The organism is Xanthomonas sp. LF02-5 (assembly GCF_034105325.1).
GTDB lineage: Bacteria > Pseudomonadota > Gammaproteobacteria > Xanthomonadales > Xanthomonadaceae > Xanthomonas_A > Xanthomonas_A sontii.
Window position 1 is genome coordinate 326,097 of the sequence record NZ_JAXGGF010000003.1, and the last position, 18,548, is coordinate 344,644.

Annotated in this window: 6 protein-coding genes; 1 reads left to right on the top strand and 5 read right to left on the bottom strand. The window is 60.2% G+C overall.

The window, feature by feature from the left end:
* Positions 1-3: 3 nt before the first annotated feature.
* From SLW52_RS10540 to SLW52_RS10550, 3 genes are all read right to left on the bottom strand, one after another.
* Positions 4-2,448, bottom strand: coding sequence for a GH92 family glycosyl hydrolase (locus SLW52_RS10540; RefSeq protein ID WP_320740194.1), 2,445 nt, complete (start codon positions 2,446-2,448; stop codon positions 4-6).
* Between the two features lie 139 nt (positions 2,449-2,587).
* Positions 2,588-5,689: a TonB-dependent receptor gene (locus SLW52_RS10545; RefSeq protein WP_320740193.1), complete on the bottom strand. Its 3,102-nt coding sequence runs from the start codon at positions 5,687-5,689 to the stop codon at positions 2,588-2,590.
* A 284-nt stretch (positions 5,690-5,973) separates the two neighbouring features.
* Complete coding sequence (locus SLW52_RS10550) at positions 5,974-9,339, bottom strand: GH92 family glycosyl hydrolase (RefSeq protein ID WP_320740192.1); 3,366 nt, start codon at positions 9,337-9,339, stop codon at positions 5,974-5,976.
* A 519-nt stretch (positions 9,340-9,858) separates the two neighbouring features.
* Here SLW52_RS10550 and SLW52_RS10555 point away from each other — a divergent pair.
* Positions 9,859-10,155, top strand: a complete 297-nt coding sequence (locus SLW52_RS10555; RefSeq protein ID WP_320740191.1) for a hypothetical protein — start codon at positions 9,859-9,861, stop codon at positions 10,153-10,155.
* 634 nt (positions 10,156-10,789) lie between these two features.
* Here the strand turns inward: SLW52_RS10555 and SLW52_RS10560 are convergent.
* Both SLW52_RS10560 and SLW52_RS10565 read right to left on the bottom strand, forming a co-directional pair.
* Positions 10,790-12,469, bottom strand: coding sequence for a hypothetical protein (locus tag SLW52_RS10560; RefSeq protein WP_320740190.1), 1,680 nt, complete (start codon positions 12,467-12,469; stop codon positions 10,790-10,792).
* 173 nt (positions 12,470-12,642) lie between these two features.
* Positions 12,643-18,348 carry a hypothetical protein gene (locus tag SLW52_RS10565; RefSeq protein ID WP_320740189.1) on the bottom strand — a complete coding sequence of 1,902 codons (5,706 nt, stop codon included), beginning with the start codon at positions 18,346-18,348 and terminating at the stop codon, positions 12,643-12,645.
* Positions 18,349-18,548: the final 200 nt, after the last annotated feature.

The following is an 18,548-nucleotide window of genomic DNA, read 5'->3' on the forward strand; positions in this document are numbered from 1 at the left end:
GACTCAGCGCCAGCCCAGGCTGGCGGCGGACGGCGGCGCCGCGCACGGCGACACCGGCAGGTCCTGCGGCTGCGTGCCCCAGCCCTGCGGCTGCGGCGCATCGCGCAGGTCGAAACGCAGGCGGCCGCCCTGGCGCAACTGCGCCCAGTCCAGCCACACCGGCGCGTGCGCGCGGCCGTCCAGCGACACGCCACCGACGTAGCGCAGCTTGCCGTCGCCGGCCTGCGGCGCATCGATGCGCAGCGTACGGCCCGGCCCCACGTCCAGTTCGATGCGCGAGAAGCGCGGCGCGTGCAGCAGGAACTGCCCGGTCCCGGGCACCGCCGGGTACAGGCCCATCACGCTGAACAGATACCACGCCGACATCGTGCCCAGGTCGTCGTTGCCGGTGACGCCGTTGGGCGCATTGGTGAACAGCGTCTGCGCCGCATGCAGCACGGTGCTGGTCTTCCACGGCTGGCCGATCAGCGTGTACATCCACGGCGCATGCAGGTCCGGCTCATTGTTGGGGTTGTAGCGGAACTGGCTGTAGTAGCTGTATGGCCCCATCACCCATTCCTTGCGCGCGGCGCCGGCCGGGTCGGCCAGCAGCGCGTCGTAGGCGAAGAACGTATCCAGGCGGCGCGCGGTCTGCTCCGGCCCGTGCATCGCCTCCACCAGGCCCGGCACGTCCTGCTGCGCCAGCCACTGGTATTGCCAGGCCGTGCCTTCGTGGAAACCGTGCTGCGAACGCGGATCGTAATGGCCATCCGCCGGCGTGTACCACGCCCCATCCTCGGTGCGCGGCCGCGGGAAACCGGTGAAGCCGGTCTGCGTATCGCGCACCGAGGGATCCCAGATCGAACGCCAGTTGCGCCCACGGCGGTTCAGCACCGCCGCGTCCTCGGCAAGCCCCAGCGCACCGGCCATCGTCGACAGCGCGCAATCGGCCAGTGCGTACTCCAGCGTCGCCGAGCCGCCGTGGTGCGGGTCGACATCCATGCCCTTGGACGGAAACGCGCGGTCGTACTGCACGAAGCCCTTCGCCAGGTAATTGGTATTGCCGGAACGCCCGGCGTGGCGCGAATTCAACGGCGGCATCTCGAACGCATTGCGGCGCAGCGCGGCATAGGCTTCGGCCTCGCGCCCCTGCAGCGCACCGAAGCGCCACAGGTCGACCAGGAACGGCGTGACCGGGTCACCGGTCATCACGTTGGTCTCGAAGTTGGCATAGCCCCAGCGCGGCAGCCAACCGCCTTGCGCATTGATCGCCAGGATCGAGCGGCCGATGTCGGCGGCGCGCTGCGGCCGCAGCAACGCCAGCAACTGGTTCTGCGCACGATAGGTGTCCCACAGCGAGAAGAACTCGTGGTAGGTCCAGCCGTCGGCGTGGTGGATGCCGTCGTCGTAGCCGCGGTAACGGCCATCGGCGTCGCTGCCGGTCAGCGGCTGCAGCAGCGCGTGGTAGAGCGCGGTGTAGAACACCACGCGGTCGTCGCCGCTGGCGCCCTGCACGCGCACGCTGGCCAGTTCCTTGTCCCAGGCCTGCTGCGCGCGGGCGCGCATCGCGTCGAAGCCGAGCAGGCGGCCATTGACCATACCCTCGCGGCGCAGGTTGTTGCGCGCGCCCTCGGCGTCCACGTGCGAGATCGCCGAGATGGCGGTGACCGCGCGACCCTTGCTCAGGTCGAAGGTGAGCCACGCGCCGCTGGGCTTGCCCTCGCCCTCCATGCCATGGCGCGAGCCCGGCACGCCGCCGGCCTCGCCCCAGGTGCCGAAGGCCTTGAACGGGCGATCGAACTCCAAGCGGAACCAGGTGGTGTACTGGTGCCCGCCGCAGAAGCTCTGGGTCACCAGCTTGCCTTCCACAACACGGTCGCCGACCACGTTCAGGGTGCTGCCGGTGACCGTATGGCGGGCGTTGGCCTGGCCGATGTTGACCAGCACGTGGCCCTCGCCCGAGGTGCTGAAGGTATAGCGCTCGGCCGCGGCGCGGGTCAGCGCGGTGGCTTCGGCATCGATGCCGCCGTAATCGGTCAGCCGCACCTTGTAGTAGCCGGCCTGGCCGCGCTCGCCGTCGTGCTGGTAGCGCGCGCCATAGCGGGTGTGGTCGAACGCCTTCGGGTCGCCCGTATCGAACGCGCTGCCTGGGCCGATACGCCCGGTGACCGGCAGCACCGAGACTTGGCCGCCCTGCTCCCAGCAGCCGGCGCCGGACAGGAAGGAGTGGCCGAAGCCGCGGATCTGCGGATCGTCGTAGCGCCAGCCGGCGTAGTGCGCGCCGATCGGGCTGACCTGGATCATGCCGAACGGAGCGGACGCACCGGGGAAGGTGTTGCCGTCGTCCTTGCTGCCGATGAAGGTGTTGACCTCGGCACTGAGCCGCGGCGCGGCGGCCAGTGCCGGCGTCACCAGCAGCAAGGACAGGGCGAACGTGCGCAGCAGGGAGGGCAGCGGGGAAGACGTCATGCGATGGATCCTGTAGTGGACGACCGCGGCAAGCGCGACGGCGCGGTCGTGGACGGCGAAAACGGCGGCCCGGCCGTCGCCGGACCGTCGCGCCCATGCCGACCGCCGCGCGGCGGACATGGGCACGACAGGCTGCAGCCTAGAACTTGTAGGTCAGCCCCAGGTACGCCAGCCGCCCGGCGTAGCCGCCGGTGTAGAAGCGCGCCCGGGTGTCGTCGCCCAGGTGCTGGCGCGACTCCTGCTTGGTCAGGTTGAGCACCGACGCGGTGAGGCTGAGCGCCGGGGTGATGTTGTACGCCGCATTCAGATCGATCTGGTAGTACGGCTCCTCGTACACGTTCAAGCCATTGACCAGGCCCTGCACCAGCTCGCCGCGGCGGTTGTACGAGGCGCGCAGCAGCAGCCGGTCGGTCTCGTAGAACACGGTGAGGTTGGTCTGGTTCTTGGCGCTGCCCGGCATCGAGGTCTTGCCGACCTCGGTGCCGTCCTCCAGCCGCACCGCGGCCTTGCTGGCATCGTTGTAGGTGTAGTTGAACTGCACGCCGAGGCCGGAGGGCAGCGTGTGCTGCGCGTACAGCTCCACGCCCTGCGACACCGCGTCCTGGCCGCCGGCCTTGGTGCTGTAGTTCTGTACGGTGACCGTCTGGCCGTTGATCAGCATGTTGACGTCGCTGATCACGTCGACCGAGAAGTTCTCCACGTTCTTGCGGAACAGCCCCACGCCTGCCACCGAGCCCGGCTGGAAGTACCACTCTAGTCCGAGGTCGAACTGGTTGGCCTTGTACGGCTCCAGCTTCTTGTTGCTGCCCGAGCCGTACCAGCCCTGCTCGCTGGCGCCGCCGGTCAGGCGTCGGTCGGCCACGTACTCGGGGCTGTAGTACTCCAGGCTGCCGGGCGCGGCGATGGCGTTGTAGCTCGGCCGTGCGATCACCTTCGACGCCGCCGCGCGCAGCAGCAGGTTCTCGGTCAGGTCGTAGGCCAGGTTGAAGCTCGGCAGCACGTCGGTGTACTTGCGGTCCAGCGCGCTGACCACGAACGACTCGGTGCGCTGCTCGGTGTCGGACAGCCGCCAATAGCCTTCGGTGCCGCAGTAGGTATCGGCTGGCGCGCCCGCGGGCATGGCCGCGCCCTGCTGACAGGCCAGCGGATTGCCGTCGGCACCATCGAAGAAATAATCGTTGTAGGCGGTCACCTTGTCGGTGGAATCGGCATGCTGACCGGTGCGCGCCACCCGCACGCCGACGTTGCCGCGCAGGCGCTCGGTGTGGAAGTTGAGCTGCAGGTAGGTCGAATAGATCTTCTCGTCGACGTTGTAGACGAAGTTGTCTTCGTTGCGGGTCTGCATCGCGCCGTAGGTCTGGTTCAAGTAGCCGATGTAGCCGGGGAAGTTGATCGCCGGGAACGCGCTGGACTTCACCCCGCCGGCCAGGTTGTCCAGCGGGAACAGCAGGTCAGGCGAGAACTGCGTGGCCAGCGCGTTGCAGCGCCCGTTCCAGTAACGGTTGTTGTAGTCGCTCGGGTCGGTGCCCGGGCACACCCAGTAGTTGTTGCCGGTGTTGCGGTGGATACCGCCGTCGCGGCGCTTGAGGCCGAACTGCAGCGAGTCGAAGAAGGCGCCGTCCATGTGCCAGGTGGTATCGATCTGCGCGTACTGCTGCTGGTTGGTGTTGCGGGTCCAGGACGAGCCGGTCGAACCCAGGTCGACCTGCAGGATGCCGTCGCGCAGGTTCTGCATCAGCTCCGGCGAGAAGGTCATGGTCGGCGTGCCGGTCAGGTCCCAAGCGCTGGCGAAGTTGCCGTTGGTCCAACTGCCGTCGGCGTTCTGCCGGCGCGGCTTGATCGGCAGCGAGAACTGCAGTTCCGGCCCGCCCTTGGCCCAGGTGCGGCCGGCCTTGAACGACACGTCCACCTTCTCGCCGCGCCACTCGCCGCCCAGGTCCACCGTCTGCGACAGCGACTTCTCGATGTTGTAGCTGCCGGTGATCTGCGGCGTGGGCACCGTGCAGTCGTCGGAGCCCCAACCGTCCTTTGGCAGGCCAGCCGCGGCGGCCTGAATCTCGTTGCAGTAATAGGTCTTGCCTGGATGCAGGCTGTAGGCGGCGCCGGTGACGATGGTGCCGCTGGGATCGAACTGCAGACCGTCGAGCAGACGGCCGCCCCGCCAGTTGCCGTCGCCGTAGTAGCGCGCAATGTTCCACTCGGGAATCTTGATGGTGTTGGTCTGCGAGTTCTGCGACAGGTCGAAGCGGAAGTAGTTCGCGGTCAGGGTCAGGTCGTCGGTGGGCTTGAACTGGAAGGTCAGCTGGCCGCCCTTGCGCTCGCGCTCTTCCTGCTTGACGTCCAGGCTGACCGCGGTCGGCATCATGAAGCCGGTGTAGTACTGGCCGTTCTGGTCCCAGAAGCCGGTGCCACCCCACCAGTCGCCTTTGAAGTCGGATGGCCTGCCGTTGACGTCGACCGCCGGGCCGACCTCGTTAGCGCCGTACCACTGCCAATTCTCGGTACTGGCGTTGAGCGTGCGCGCCGTGCGCTTCTGCTGCGTGTACCCCACGAACACGCCGAAGCGGTTGTCCTGGTCGTGCCACGAGTACGAGCCGGAGAACTGGCCATCGGTCTTCTTGCTGCTGTCCGACCACACGCCCTCGGCGGAGACGAAGCCGGAATTGGGCTCCAGCTCCAGCGGGCGCCGCGTCTGCAGGATCACCGTGCCGCCGATGCCACCTTCGTCGATGCGCGCTTCCGGCGTCTTGTACAGCTCGGCGCTGCCGAGCAGGTTCGACGGCAGCAGGGTGTAGTTGAACGAGCGCGTCGGGTCGCCGTTGGATTCGGCGGTAGCGATGTAGTTGCCGTTCAATTCGGTCAGCACCAGCTCCGAGGACAGGCCGCGCACGCTGACGTTCTTGCCTTCGCCGCCGTCGCGGGTGATGACCACGCCGGGTACGCGCTGCAGCGCATCGGCCACGTTCTTGTCGGGGAACTTGCCTACATCCTCGGCGGTGATCACATCGACCACGGCGTTGGCGTTGCGCTTCTGCTCCAGGCTCTTCTCGATCGCGTAGCGGTAGCCGGTGACCGTCACCGCATCCAGGTCGGTGGCCTTGACCTCGGCCTGACCCGTGGGGGCCGGCGTGCCGTCGGCCTGCTGGGCGAAGGCGGTGGTGGAGGCGGCGCTGGCGAGCAGCGCGATGGCGATACCCGCAGACAAGGGGCTACGGTGGCGTGCATATGGCTTGCAATTCATGTCAATCATCCTCTCCCAAAGATTGATCGGCTTGCGGCACGCATGGGTGTCGCTCGATCCAGACCGAACGAACATGCGTGCATCGTTGTAGTGAAGACATCCGGCGCCATCGCGGCATGCCGGTCGTGCGGTCCCTCCCCTCGCAACAGTCCCGTTTAATTGGATCGTTCTAATCCGTTGAAAAACTAAGTATCACAGCGCTTGGCGCAGCGCATGCTGCCGCGCAACAGCGCTAATGCGTTCGACGAGTGCTGCAGTGGGCGATGCGCAGCGCTGTCGCGTGTTCATGGCATGGCCTGCCGTGTCACCGGCCGCAGCAGCTCGATCTCGCCCAGCGCCACGCCTTCGCCAGCCTCCAGGCGCAGGCGGTACGCGCTGTACGCACCCGGCGTGGCGATGCGGAACGGCCGCAACTGTCGCGCCCAGGCGAATGCCTGCGCCTGCCGCTGGTCGAGTTGCGTCCACGTGCCGTCGTCGCGGCGCCCTTCCAGCGTCCACGCCAGACCGGACATCGCGGCGTCGGCGCTGGTCAACGTGTAGTGCGTGGCACGCTGCGGCTTGGCGAAGCGAAGCTCGACCGTGGCGCCCTGCGGCAGCGGCAGCGCCGTCGTCGCATCGTCGTCGATCAGGGCCGTGGCCTTGGGCTGCCCTTCCAGCGACACCGCCACGGCCTGCGACGCCACATCCTCCAGCCCGCGCGGCGCGCGGCCCGGCGGCGTCAGCGACGGCGGCAACGCGTCCGCGCCGCTCCCCCAGCGCGAGGGCGTCGCCCCCATCACGAACTCCAGCGTGGCGCCGTCGGCGATGTCCTGGTGGCGCAGCCAGGCCTTGTTCCACGGCTTGCCGTTGAGCGTGAGCGACTGCACGTACACGTTGCGCGCACTGTTGTTGCGCGCGATCACCACCAGCTTGCGATCGTTGCCGAGATCGACCTCGGCACGCGGAAACGCCGGCGAGCCGATCACGTACTCCGGCGCGCCCATCCGCAGCGGATACAGCCCGAGCATGGCGAACAGGTACCACGCCGACATCTCGCCGTTGTCCTCGTCGCCCGGATAGCCCTGGCCGATCTCGCTGCCCAGGTACAGCCGGCGCAGCACCTCGCGGGTGAGGCGCTGGGTCTTCCACGGCTGCCCCGCCGCCACGTACATCCACGGCAGATGGTGCGAGGGCTGGTTGCTGTGCGCGTACATGCCCATGCGCACGTCGCGCGCCTCGGTCATCTCGTGGATGACGCCGCGGTAGCTGCCGGCAAAGCGCTTGTCCGCGGTCTCCGGCGTGGCGAAGAGTTCGTCCAGCCGCGCCGCCATGGCGTCCTCGCCGCCCAGCAACCCGGCCAGGCCGGCCGCGTCGTGCGGGGTGGTGAAGGCGAAGGTCCAGGCATTGGCCTCGGTGTAGTCGCCACCCCATACGCGCGGATCGAACTTCGACGCAGGCGTACTCCACTGGCCAGCCGGCGTACGCCCACGGAAGAAACGCGTGGCCGGGTCGAACAGATACACATAATCGGTGGCGCGGACCCGGAAGTACTCGGCTTCCTCGCGGTAACGCTGTGCCTGCTGCGGCTCCTGTTCCTGCTCCGCCAGCGCCTGCGCCATCTGCGCCAGGCCGAAATCGTTGAGTGCGCCCTCCAGCGTCCACGACAGCCCTTCGTGCACGTCGTTGGCGGCATAGCCGCGGTACATCGAGCGGGCCAGGCCCTTGCGGCCGACATTCGACACCGGCGGCACCACCGTGGCATTGCGCAGCGCCGCCGCATAGGCCTCGCGCGGATCGAACCCGCGCACGCCCTTCAGCCAGGCATCGGCGAAGGCCACATCGGAACTGGTGCCGACCATCAGATCCGCATAGCCCGGCGAGGACCAGCGCGCCACCCAGCCGCCGTCGCGGTACTGCTGCAGGAAACCATCGATCATCGCCCCGGCTTGCTCCGGCGCGAACAGCGCATACGCCGGCCAACTGGTGCGGAAGGTGTCCCAGAAGCCGTTGTTGACGTAGACCTTGCCTGGCAGGATCGGCGCCGCGGTGCGCTCGGCATCGCCGCCGGTGTTGTCCTTGGACCAACTGTTCTGGTCGGCATGCCGCCAATCCGGATGCGCCGCATCGCCGACGTTCTCGTGGGCGATGTTCGGATACAGGAACAACCGGTACAGATTGGAGTACACCGTGACCCGCTGGTCATGGCTGGCGCCTTGCACCTGCATCCGCCCCAGCACCGCGTCCCACGCGTCCTGCGCACGCGACTGCACCAGCTCGAACCCGGCGTCGCCGATCTCCTGCTGCAGATTGCGCTGCGCCTGCTCCACCGAGATCAGCGAGGTGGCGATGCGCATCACCACCGTGCGATCCGCGCCCGGCGCGAACTTGACGTAGCCAGTCGGGCGCCCGGTGGCGATCTTGCCGCTGGCCGTCCACGGACGGTCGAAGCGCGCATACACGAACAGGCGCGTGGCGCCATTGGATAGCCCGCTGCGCGTGTCCGAGTAACCACGCAGCGTCTGCGTCGCCGCATCCAGGGTCAGCCCGCCGCGTGCATCGACGTTGTCGAACAGCAGATTGGCATCGCCGCCCTCGGGGAAGCGGAAGCGGAAGATCGCCGCACGCTCGCTCGGCGTCAGCTCCGCGCGGATGCCGTTGTCGAAGTCCACCCGATACAGATACGGGCGCGCCTCCTCGCGGTCGTGGCCGAACGACAACGCGCGCTTCGCGCGGTCCGCCTCCGGCACCCCGCGCGTGGACGAGGGCATCACCTGGAAGGTCTGGCGATCGCCCATCCACGGGCTGGGTTCGTGGCTGATCGACAGCGCCTGCAGCCGCGGCCGGTTGTCGTCGCCGTTCTGCTCGTTCCAGCGGTACAGCCAGCTCAGCGTTCCCGCATCGGTCGCCGGCACCCAGAAATTGAAGCCGTGCGGCATCGCCGTGGCCGGGATGTTGTTGCCGCGCGAGAACGTGCCGTTGGACTGCGTGCCGCGCGTGGTCACCACCTCGTCGCTGGGCCGCCGCGCCACCTGCGGCACTGGTTCGCGTCGCACCGCGACATCGTCGATCCAGCCCGACGCCACCTTGCCGGCACCGGGCTGCACCTGCAGCTCGATCGCGCGGATGCGCTTGCCGCGCAGCGCCGCCACCTCACCCAGCCGCACCTGCTTGAATGCCCACTGCTGCGGATACAGCGTCTGCGACGCCGCCTGCCCCGCCGCACCGACCAGCGCACCATGCTGATCCTCCACGCCCAACTCGGACAAGCGGCGCCCATCGTCGAACAACAGATCCACCGCCACACCGGTCGACGCCACCGTATCGCCGTGGACGATCTCCGGCAGCACCATCCACGACAGCACCGTGTCCGGCTCCACCGGAAGATCGACCGCAAAAAGCTGTGCGTGCCCTGCTGCATTAGCGCGATAGTGCAGCGCATGCAGCCCGGTGTAGCCCATGCCGGCCTTGGCCGCGTAGGGCTGCTCGGGGCCGTTGCCGATGGTGACCTGGAGAGCCGCTTTGTCGGACTGCTTGGCCGACGCGGGCGCAGGGTCGCCCCGCTCGAACGAAGACGCGAAGCCGGGATCGGCCGCGCAAGCCGCGCCGCTGCCCGCGCACCACAGCGCCGATGCCGCGACGGCCGCCAACCACCGGCGTGAAGACTCAGGCATGTGCGCGAAGCACGGGCGGATTGGCATGGCAGGCTCCCCAAACTCTCTCGGTCGGCTGTGCCGCGACGCGTGGCGTCACGCACCTCCGGTGGCTACGGCGCGCAACGAAGGCACGCAACGTGGACCGGATCGACCCGATGAATCGCAGCTCAAGTCGGTATCCGACACCGCTTCACGACCGCAGCTGCATGCGGACACAAGAGCAGGCCTCAGCAAACGCGTAGCACGCGATCCCTACCCGCCGTCTTCCCCAGATGCGCTGCATCAACGGCTTTGGATCGATCCAACTGAGCTAGTAGTAACACGCCTTTTGATGAGTTGCATGCTGCTGCGCAACAGTTCGTCTCCGTATCGACACGCGATCCAGCATCGATCGCGTTGCGTTGAATACGAAGAAGGATGACGCTGCACCGTCCCGCGACGAGGGGTGATCGAAGGCGATAGAGCGCCCTGCCTGACTGGCGATCAACGGCTACACTGGCAAGCGCTGGATCGCTCCACACACACAGGGGTTTCAAAATGAAAATGGCCACACTCGCAATTTTGGCTGGACTGCTGGCAACGTCGAGCGCACTCGCCGACACAACACGCTGCTCGACGGACTCGTACGGCAACACAACATGCCGCGGCGACGACGGAAGCGTGACGCGCACCAGCAAAGACTCCTACGGCAACACCACAACCCGTGACGACCAGGGCAACACGATTCGCTGCTCCTCGGACTCCTACGGCAACAAGACCTGCCGCGGCGACGACGGAAGCGTGACGCGCAGCAGCACCGACTCCTACGGCAATACCACGACCCGTAGCGATTAGGGCAACGTGGTTCGCGGCGCGACGCCCTCCTTCGGCAACACGACGCGTCGCGACGACAAGGGCAGCGCAACGCGCTGCAGCATCAGTAGCTTTGGCGTTGAGACTTGCCGATAGGCGGTCCAACATGACATTCAAGCCGACGCCGCCTCGCGGCGCGGCTTCATCCAGCAACCTCCCTTCAAGCAACGGATAGCGCTACGCCACGCATCTTCTTTAGCTACAGTCCGCAACGGCGCGCATTGATTAACTTTAGAACCTGCTGATGCTAGCATCAGCTGTTACTGACGATAGAGCGCATTCGCGCCAATATGCTTTAGACCTCGTCCGATAGGAATTGATGCAAGCTGGCACGCTTTGCCACCTGCTTTCTCTGAAAGTCAGAAATTAATACCATCACCTAGCACCTTCAGATAAACGCGTCGCGCTGCGCCTCTTCGCCATCCACTGCAACTATGCTGTTAGACAACACCGAAACTAGGGATGCAGATCTGAGCCTGCTGCGAGAATCTCGGCATTTACAACGTCGCCGATGCTCTTCCAAATGGAGTCCTTGCTCCCGAACCAACGCATAAAACCCATGTGACTGCTATCTCGCGGCAATGCCAAATTCGACCTCTTTCATGAACTAGATTGCCTACCTAGTGGTCAGCATCTCCTCTAAATCATCAACCGTTGGACACCGCACACCAGCTCCCCAATCGCTTTCTCCCGCACCCTCCAGCGCTTCCCATGCATCTATCCAAGACAAACACACCTCCGCAAGGAGCTGGCGATCCGCAACTGTCAACTCCACCAGCGCGTGAGAAGTTTTGTTTCTGACGTGCTCAACAAGACTTCCCTGCAGCGACTTGATCCTGACCGGATCGATTAACGCAAAACCCTCAAGCAGCCCGCGCGATCGCAGTATCGCGGGCACAATAACTATCAGATTAGCCAACGTCAATTTCACGCCGGGAGCGGGGGGGCGAAACTCGCCCCGGCCACTGAAGTATTCTTGAAAATTGCAATCACTGGGAAGATCTGGCGCAGAACTGAAATCAATTCCACATTTGCCTATTGCCAAGGCCTGAAGAATTACTTCAGGGATATTGATCAAGTCGTCCATCTCTATGCCACACCCACGCCGTGCGACCTCCCGAACGTACCGTTTGATCAGAAAAAACAACAAAAGACGCGTCTCATTATCTGACGCTTTTAGCGTAAGGCAATCTGATTCCAAGCGCGATGACCCGTGAATTTTCCGCACGATCTCCGACCAGCGACACACTACTCCTACCCACTGCCTGTGCTGATCCGGGATGTGTGGCGCCGCAAGCTGAGCGTCGGCGCAGGACTTAGCTAACTCATCCCAGTTTACGCCAAAAAAAGGAGAGTCCAAATCGACGGAGCTAGCTCCTAACATTTTCACCAGTGCAAGAAACGCTCTCTGTCGGCCATCCGTACTCGTAATTTCACTTGCGGTTTCTACGGCACATCGCCACTCACCGGCCCGCAGCAGATCAATACAATTGGCATATCCGCCAAAGCCTCCTAGGCGACTAGAAATAATCCACCTTGAGAGAACTCTGGCGCTACAGATAAGCCTTCCATCCAAACTCTCACTTGCAAAAAAACCCAACATTGGATTAACTTTAAGGAACGCCTCCTCAGGGATAGTTAGCCTTCCCATGGAAAGCGCTCCAAGAAGTTGATATTTCGACGGGCCGGCCTCGCACAGCGTTCGCTCAAAGAAAGCTTCAATAGTTTCGGAGCACTGACTCAAACTATACGAAAGCGGATCTTTTTCGAGTACCAGTGCACTGACGAGTGAATCAAAGACCTTATCGGGCCCCCCGCCCAGAGAGAAGTACTTCTGCGCCAGATGATTTTTCACGCCACGCTTCGTGGCAAAAGAAACAAATTCCGCCCTAGAAATCGGTTGGATCACCGCTTGTTCGTGCGCATCGCCGTAGACGGAATTTAGGAACGCCTGAGACCCCTGCATCGACTTCCTGATAGCGCTGTAGGTCATCGGTGAAAAAGCTATAGTCGTTAGCTTCCCCTCCATTTCAAGCGATCTAAGCTGCGACAACACAGACGACATTCCACCATCTTGAATATTTGCGAAAGCATGAAAGCGCCGAACAAGCAACAAAGGATACCGGTTGCGCGCCAGCGCAAAGTCTATGGCCTCCTGAATTATATCGGTCGGATAGCTTTCAGCGTCTACACTGACATCACCACCACCACTATGACGTATTATCTGTGTAGCAATTCGCGCAGCCACCTGATGGCTACTGAGTTGGCTATCGCTTACAAGCGACACCAGAAGCATTTGGTGCTCGATGAATGGAGACGGGCACTGAAAGTTCCCCAAACACCATGTTTCAACTAACCTTACAACACCTTCATCATTACAGCCCTGAGGAACTAGCACCAAGAACGACCTACCCTTGTGCACCGCCCACACTTTAGCGGCCTTCTCAGAAAACCATTCGCAAGACAATCTCATTTGATCACCTTCTGCTGCCTAATGTTGTATTCCTGCCAGTTTCTCGCCGAGCGGAAGCCCTCGGCAAAAATTGGAACGAGAAATGCGACGGTACTCGAAGACGGGATCTTTATAACCCCAAGCTCAGCAAGCTTGGCGATCCTTTTCTTCCATGCTTCACGGTCATCGAGTTGCAGTAGAGTCTGATCAATGACAAATGCAGTAGCTGCCTCTTCCACTATTAGCGAGCTAGACTGGGCAATCCTATAGAGCAGCATCCATAACAGATCTCTCTCTCGCTCCTCTTCCAGCCCAATCACGCTATCTATTGGCTCCAGTATTTCGTACGACTTGAAAGGCAGCGATGCCGACTCATGTGACGTCAAAATTGCAACAGCTCTACGCACTTCATTTCTTGTAGCATTCCCCGACCGGACGATGTGCGAAACCGTAGCGCCCACCTGCCAAAGGAACTGCGGCATACCACCGCAGATGTCATATGCGTACTCAACCGCATCCTTGTCAAAAGAGATAAAAGGCGTAATTCGCACCGGCGACACTAAAGCAGGAGCATTGTCTCTCTTCAGGCCCGCAAGCTCAATTATTTGGCTGCTACCAAAGAAGGCATTCTTGTATTCACGGGAAAACACACTTATGTGATTGCTTCCCGCAAGTAGGAACGCGAGATTTTCGTCGCTCTGAGACAACTCTCGAATACTTTGCAAGAACTGTTCTAGCTCTAGCCTCTTGCCCCCACCAGCTGCATATGAAGCGACCAATGCCTCTGCCTCATCGATCATGATTACAAGCCGAAGAGACGGATTTCCAACGCAGGTAGCCAGTCTCTCCCTCAGCGCGGACAGAGAATCTGCCAAGCTCTCTTCGTCAAAGCAGCGCTGAAGATCTTCACGCGCAGCCCGTGCATCATTACTGAAGAAATCCCTAACTTTACTGCATAGAACATAATTGTGATCGTTGAAGCTCAGGTTCTGGCGGACTAGCGCGTGTACTATCGCGCCAAACACTACAGCAGATACAGATCTCCTGGCTCCAACCAATTCAACACGACGCTCGGCTAGCGACAGATAGAACGTTACTGCACTTGGCGTCGTGAAACTCCTATGCCTGTGGTGCAAAGCGAACAGTAGCGATGTCTTTCCGATCCGGCGCAGCCCGACCATTAGAACGGGACTCGGCCTTCTCGCAGAGACTAACAGTTTATGCAGCAGCTCCAGTTCATCAATTCGTCCAACGAAAGCTCCCTCGACAGCTGGCGTGTTGCTTACCCCAGGGTAGGCATCCAATAGAGTCTCGTCATCGAGCCGACCAGCACTTTCCTGCTCTCTAGGCTGAAGTCGAACAATGACCTCCATGTCGCCCTGGCAGAGCTCGCCCGTGATCGTCCTGGCACGAATTCTAACTCTTACAGGCCTCTCACTCAGTCGAGAGCTTGCCCATGATGGTCCCAACTGAAGGCTCAGAATGAACTCTGTCGGGAAATAAATTGGTCTTGAGCTAAGCTCCTTTCGTACCCCCCCACTAGCAAATGAGACATCGTCATCGGTCAGTAGCAACGCCTCGATTTTTTCAGGAACTAAACCGACTGGACTAACTACAACGGTAAGATTGGCCTCAGTTGACTTATCTCGTTGTCCGCGAAGCGACAGATCAGATAGCGGCTTCACTTGCAGTTCTGGCATTTGGACCTGAGAAGCCACCGGGAGCGCCTTAAGAAAAGCTTTAAGAGGCGCGTTTTTTGTTGAATTGGCGATCTGATCCGCAACACCGACAGATACAGCCACAAGATCGGGCCGAGTAGAAGCGACACTTCTTAGCTCGAATAAGTGATTGAGCTTTTGAAGTATGCCTGGCTCTTGCCTCGCGGCAAGTCGCCCAATCAGATCACTAAGCTCAAGCTCATATAACTTCAGCAATAAGCTAGTGCGGAACTGAGCAGGATCCTGCAAACCAGATAGTCCGTCCCAAACTGCATGTGCGAAGCTACCAGACGAGAAGCCTAGAAGAAGTTCGCTAAGAACCCGACTTGAGAATCCATCCACGGAAGCGCCTTTCCTGAGTGGCGATCCCTTTGAAGAAAGGACTTGACCCCAACTCCAATCCATATTCTCCCTGGTGATATCTCCGGAGGACTCAACCAAAACTGCGCTCGTAAGCACAGTTTTTGCCAGCAACGTTCTCTGATGCTCTGTCAGGCCGGCAGCAGAGGAAGTTCTTGAAACCAAAAATCCAACCGCAGCCTCGACGTGCTCCTGAGTTATTTCCCTCTGGCCTCCGCCAAACACGTTACAAGCGGAAGCAAGGAGGTGAAGAGTGTTCGCATCCTCAGGCTGGAGGCGCTCTCCCCATTGAAGGCAGAGCTCAGCTACAGTAACCCAATCGAGATCAGTTACATGTCTCGCTATGACATCTGGAAGTATGCTGCCGCATTGAGTATATTCGGGCAATCGAGCTGACACATTTTTTTCTGCGATGTATCTTCCATTGATACCTTCTATTTCGCCGATTTCTTTCAACTGCAAAAGGCTAGCGTAAGGTGAGCCCGCCGTACTAATACTATCGGCGACCTCCATTGCTCTGCCGAGTGCAGAAGCTATTGACGATGGTTCTACGCTCTGAGCGAGGCCTTCGACTAGCTCAGAAATGAATCGCAAATACCATTCCGTAAGAACTGAAAGGGCATGTCGTTCCTCCTGCTTCAAAAGCGAAGCACTATCCGCCCATCTTCCGATTCTAGTACCGCATTCTTCAATGAAGAGCGCGAAGTCAGCCGATGAATCGGCTGGAAGCCAGAAGCGTGGCTGCTCTACCTTGATCCGAAAGTCCGCAGCCTCACTGGCAAGCTCAGGCAAGTTCTGCTCAACTGCTCGAACTGCGGGCAAAAGGCATTGGAGATGTGCCCTTTCAGATTCACGATGGGCCAACAGCTGCGTCCAAGCAGCATGAAGTGAGGGCACGTCGTTGGTTCCCACATATGAGGCTCCACATTCGCTGATCCTTGCTAATAGATCTAAAATTCTCAAGCGATCCAGCTCAGACTCTTCGACCGCATTTCTTCTTTCGATAAGAGCCAACTCTAGCAACTCGAGCGCGCCTTCGGCCTGCGGAATTTCAAGGTTTCTTAGGTGGCCCTCAAATATTCTCGCCTCTGGTGAAGAGTCAACTGCTGCCTGTCCAAAAGTCCCCGTTAGTTCTATCATCTTTAACTCAAGACGTTTCGTTTGAGGACTAGCCGCATCACGAACAATTTGCTCCAAGAATTCGCTAGTGTCTAGGCGAGCATATGCTAGCGCCGATGTGAGATCCCCCGCGAAAATTAGGGCTTCAATAACATCTCCAGGGCTAGGCTTCTTATTTGCCACCATGCATTTCAAAGCTGCATACATCACGTCAGAAACCCTGACGGGCAAAGACATATGAAGTTCTGGGAGATCGAGGCTCTGCATCGCCCAGTCATTATGGGATCGATCCCACTCAGTCTTAAGAAGAGAAGTTGATAAACCCTGGAATGCCGGGAATGATGGCGGCGCAGATGTCCCAGAAAGGATCTTCCGCAGCTCTGACTCGAACCAAGAGACACCACCCGCATCAGCGGTTTTAGCGAGCTTGTCATGCGCTCGAGATAATTCCGCTCTAAGCGCCACTTCTCTCCCGTCGGCGCGCCCAAGCAGCTCCAATTTATAGTCTTTCAGGTGACTGGACGCACGCGACAGATATCGCTTCAATTGCTCCATATGTCTACTTTCTAGCTCACCAGATCTATGCACCGCAACCTCAGCATAGATATCATCCGCCACCGCATCCTGTTCTAGCTCTTCGATAAGTGCACTGATCTCTTCCACTTTGTGCGAATCGCGCTCAACGAGAGGGAGCAGATATCTATCTCTCGCGATTTCGCGAAGACGTTTAAAGTTGCCCTGCATGCCAATCGGAGTGGATACAAACGCGTTCAACGCACGGGCAGCTTGTTTGCTTCCAGCCGGACGTAGAAGCCTTGCTATTGTGGGGGCGTCAGTTAGGAGGTCTGAATTGTTAACTATAATCTCAAGAGCTTCCACTGCATTTCGGCCGACAACATCAGTATCACGCAACCATGGGTGTGGTTCCGAAAGCCGTGCAACGGGCCCGAACTCCAAGGCGTCACGGATGTACTCAAGCGCGCCGATGCGCTTAGCGTGAACACCCTTGAGTTGCGCAATTTGATCGGCCTGAAAAAAGTAGAGAAGGGAGCGACAGTAGTCGGTAGATTGGCTCTCGCAAAGCAGAGCTGCGACATGACCATTAGCATCACCAGGCCCAGCATCAAGCGCTGCACGCACCCCAATCGCACGTGGCAAGATCCATTCCGGTCCCACGCAGCTGTTCGCTAGGGCAGCTAGCTCATCCCCCCTTGCCGACTCAAGATCAGCTCCCTCGCGCCCCACCACCCCTTGCTTGGCCCTCAGGAATTCGGCGGTGTACTCAGAAGAAACTCTCTGCCATTCCCGATGGTGGGACACTTGATAGAACAGCTGCTCGAGTTCCTCCTGACCAAATCCCTTATGTGAAAACCGGCGATACTTTTCACGAAGAGCGTGCGGAAATCCATATTCGCAAAAAAGTGCATTTAGGGCGTCAACCGCCACGTATCTCTGAATGATCGTATCCCAATGACTTGCCGCATCATTTCGGAACGAGATCTTGTATCCAGCGCACGAACTAATGGCTTCAAGTGACAATTCAATGCGCGCGTTGACTCGGTCTCGCAATCCATCCGCGGCCTCGTGGCTTCTTCGGGCCGCTTCAAGATTCGACACAAAAGCATCTAGCTTTGACTTGGTGGAAGTAATAAGAACTGCAATTGGGGTACTCGACAAGGCTGTCTCAACCGCAGAGCGCTTTGCTCGTGCATCTACGTCGGCCGTCCAAAATTCCTTGATTAGACGGCTTGCATCATTACTCGCTTCCAGCGGGGCCTTAGTTATGGGACGAAGCTCAATATGAACTGCAACGGGGGAACGTGGGTTTGGCTCAGATGCAAAACTTGGCATCTCGAGCTCTTCACTCATATCAAAGGCTGCTTCAAGTAATTCGCAACCAGCTTCGCAAGCAACAGTCAGAAGATCGATCATTTCAGCCCGCGGAAGCAGGGATGCGAAGATCACGACGAGGCGTGCAAACTCCACTGTCGCTAAATCATCTCCAATGCTCGCAACAAAATTTTCCGACTTCACAACTTCGGCAGTGAGGTATAAACCCTGAGGCAGGGTAGGATGTTGCACCAGCAAACGCTCAAGTCGTTGAACAAGGGACTTGACAGATTCACATTTCTGATAGGACCTCCAGAGTATGTGAGTGAGATCATTTCGATCTGGCTCCCTTTTAAGCACCCCCCTTTTCCGCCATTTACTAATACCTAATTTAAGGCCTGCCAGCTGTCGCCGAAGACTCGGCGTATTGCATACCACATCGATAATCCATCCAGCGCGGTCGCCGTCATCGTCCTGGTGGCTATCCCACAGACTTGCCGACTCGCGCTTTATGAGCACCTTCAGCAAATGACGGATCTCACTCCAGGGCATTCCGAGTGCTGTAGGCAAGCAGCTAATGAATAAATCCTTCAGGTGCGCCCCCCCAAAAACCAATTCAGGCAAAGCTCCTTCGGGCGCCAAAGGCCACTTTTGCGATCGGGAAAAAAGGCCTGACAAGTCTTTTGTAGATTCCATTCTCTTCACTCCAATTAAATTTCTTCTGGCACGCTAAGCGTAGTAGATTCGGACTCTATAAAATATTAAAAGCACAAATGCATTGGCATACAATAACAGCACATGCAGTTCGCGCCCACTATAACGTCCTTGCCGCTATAGTAAATCTATACCCAGCAGGGGAAGCCTCGGCTCCTCCGGATAGCCACCAAGGAGTCCCT

Coding starts and splice junctions, on each gene's coding strand:
- SLW52_RS10540 (WP_320740194.1), bottom strand. CDS start 2,448: ATGACGTCTTCCCCGCTGCCCTCCCTGCTGCGCACGTTCGCCCTGTCC.
- SLW52_RS10545 (WP_320740193.1), bottom strand. CDS start 5,689: ATGAATTGCAAGCCATATGCACGCCACCGTAGCCCCTTGTCTGCGGGT.
- SLW52_RS10550 (WP_320740192.1), bottom strand. CDS start 9,339: ATGCCTGAGTCTTCACGCCGGTGGTTGGCGGCCGTCGCGGCATCGGCG.
- SLW52_RS10555 (WP_320740191.1), top strand. CDS start 9,859: ATGAAAATGGCCACACTCGCAATTTTGGCTGGACTGCTGGCAACGTCG.
- SLW52_RS10560 (WP_320740190.1), bottom strand. CDS start 12,469: ATGCTTCTGGTGTCGCTTGTAAGCGATAGCCAACTCAGTAGCCATCAG.
- SLW52_RS10565 (WP_320740189.1), bottom strand. CDS start 18,348: ATGGAATCTACAAAAGACTTGTCAGGCCTTTTTTCCCGATCGCAAAAG.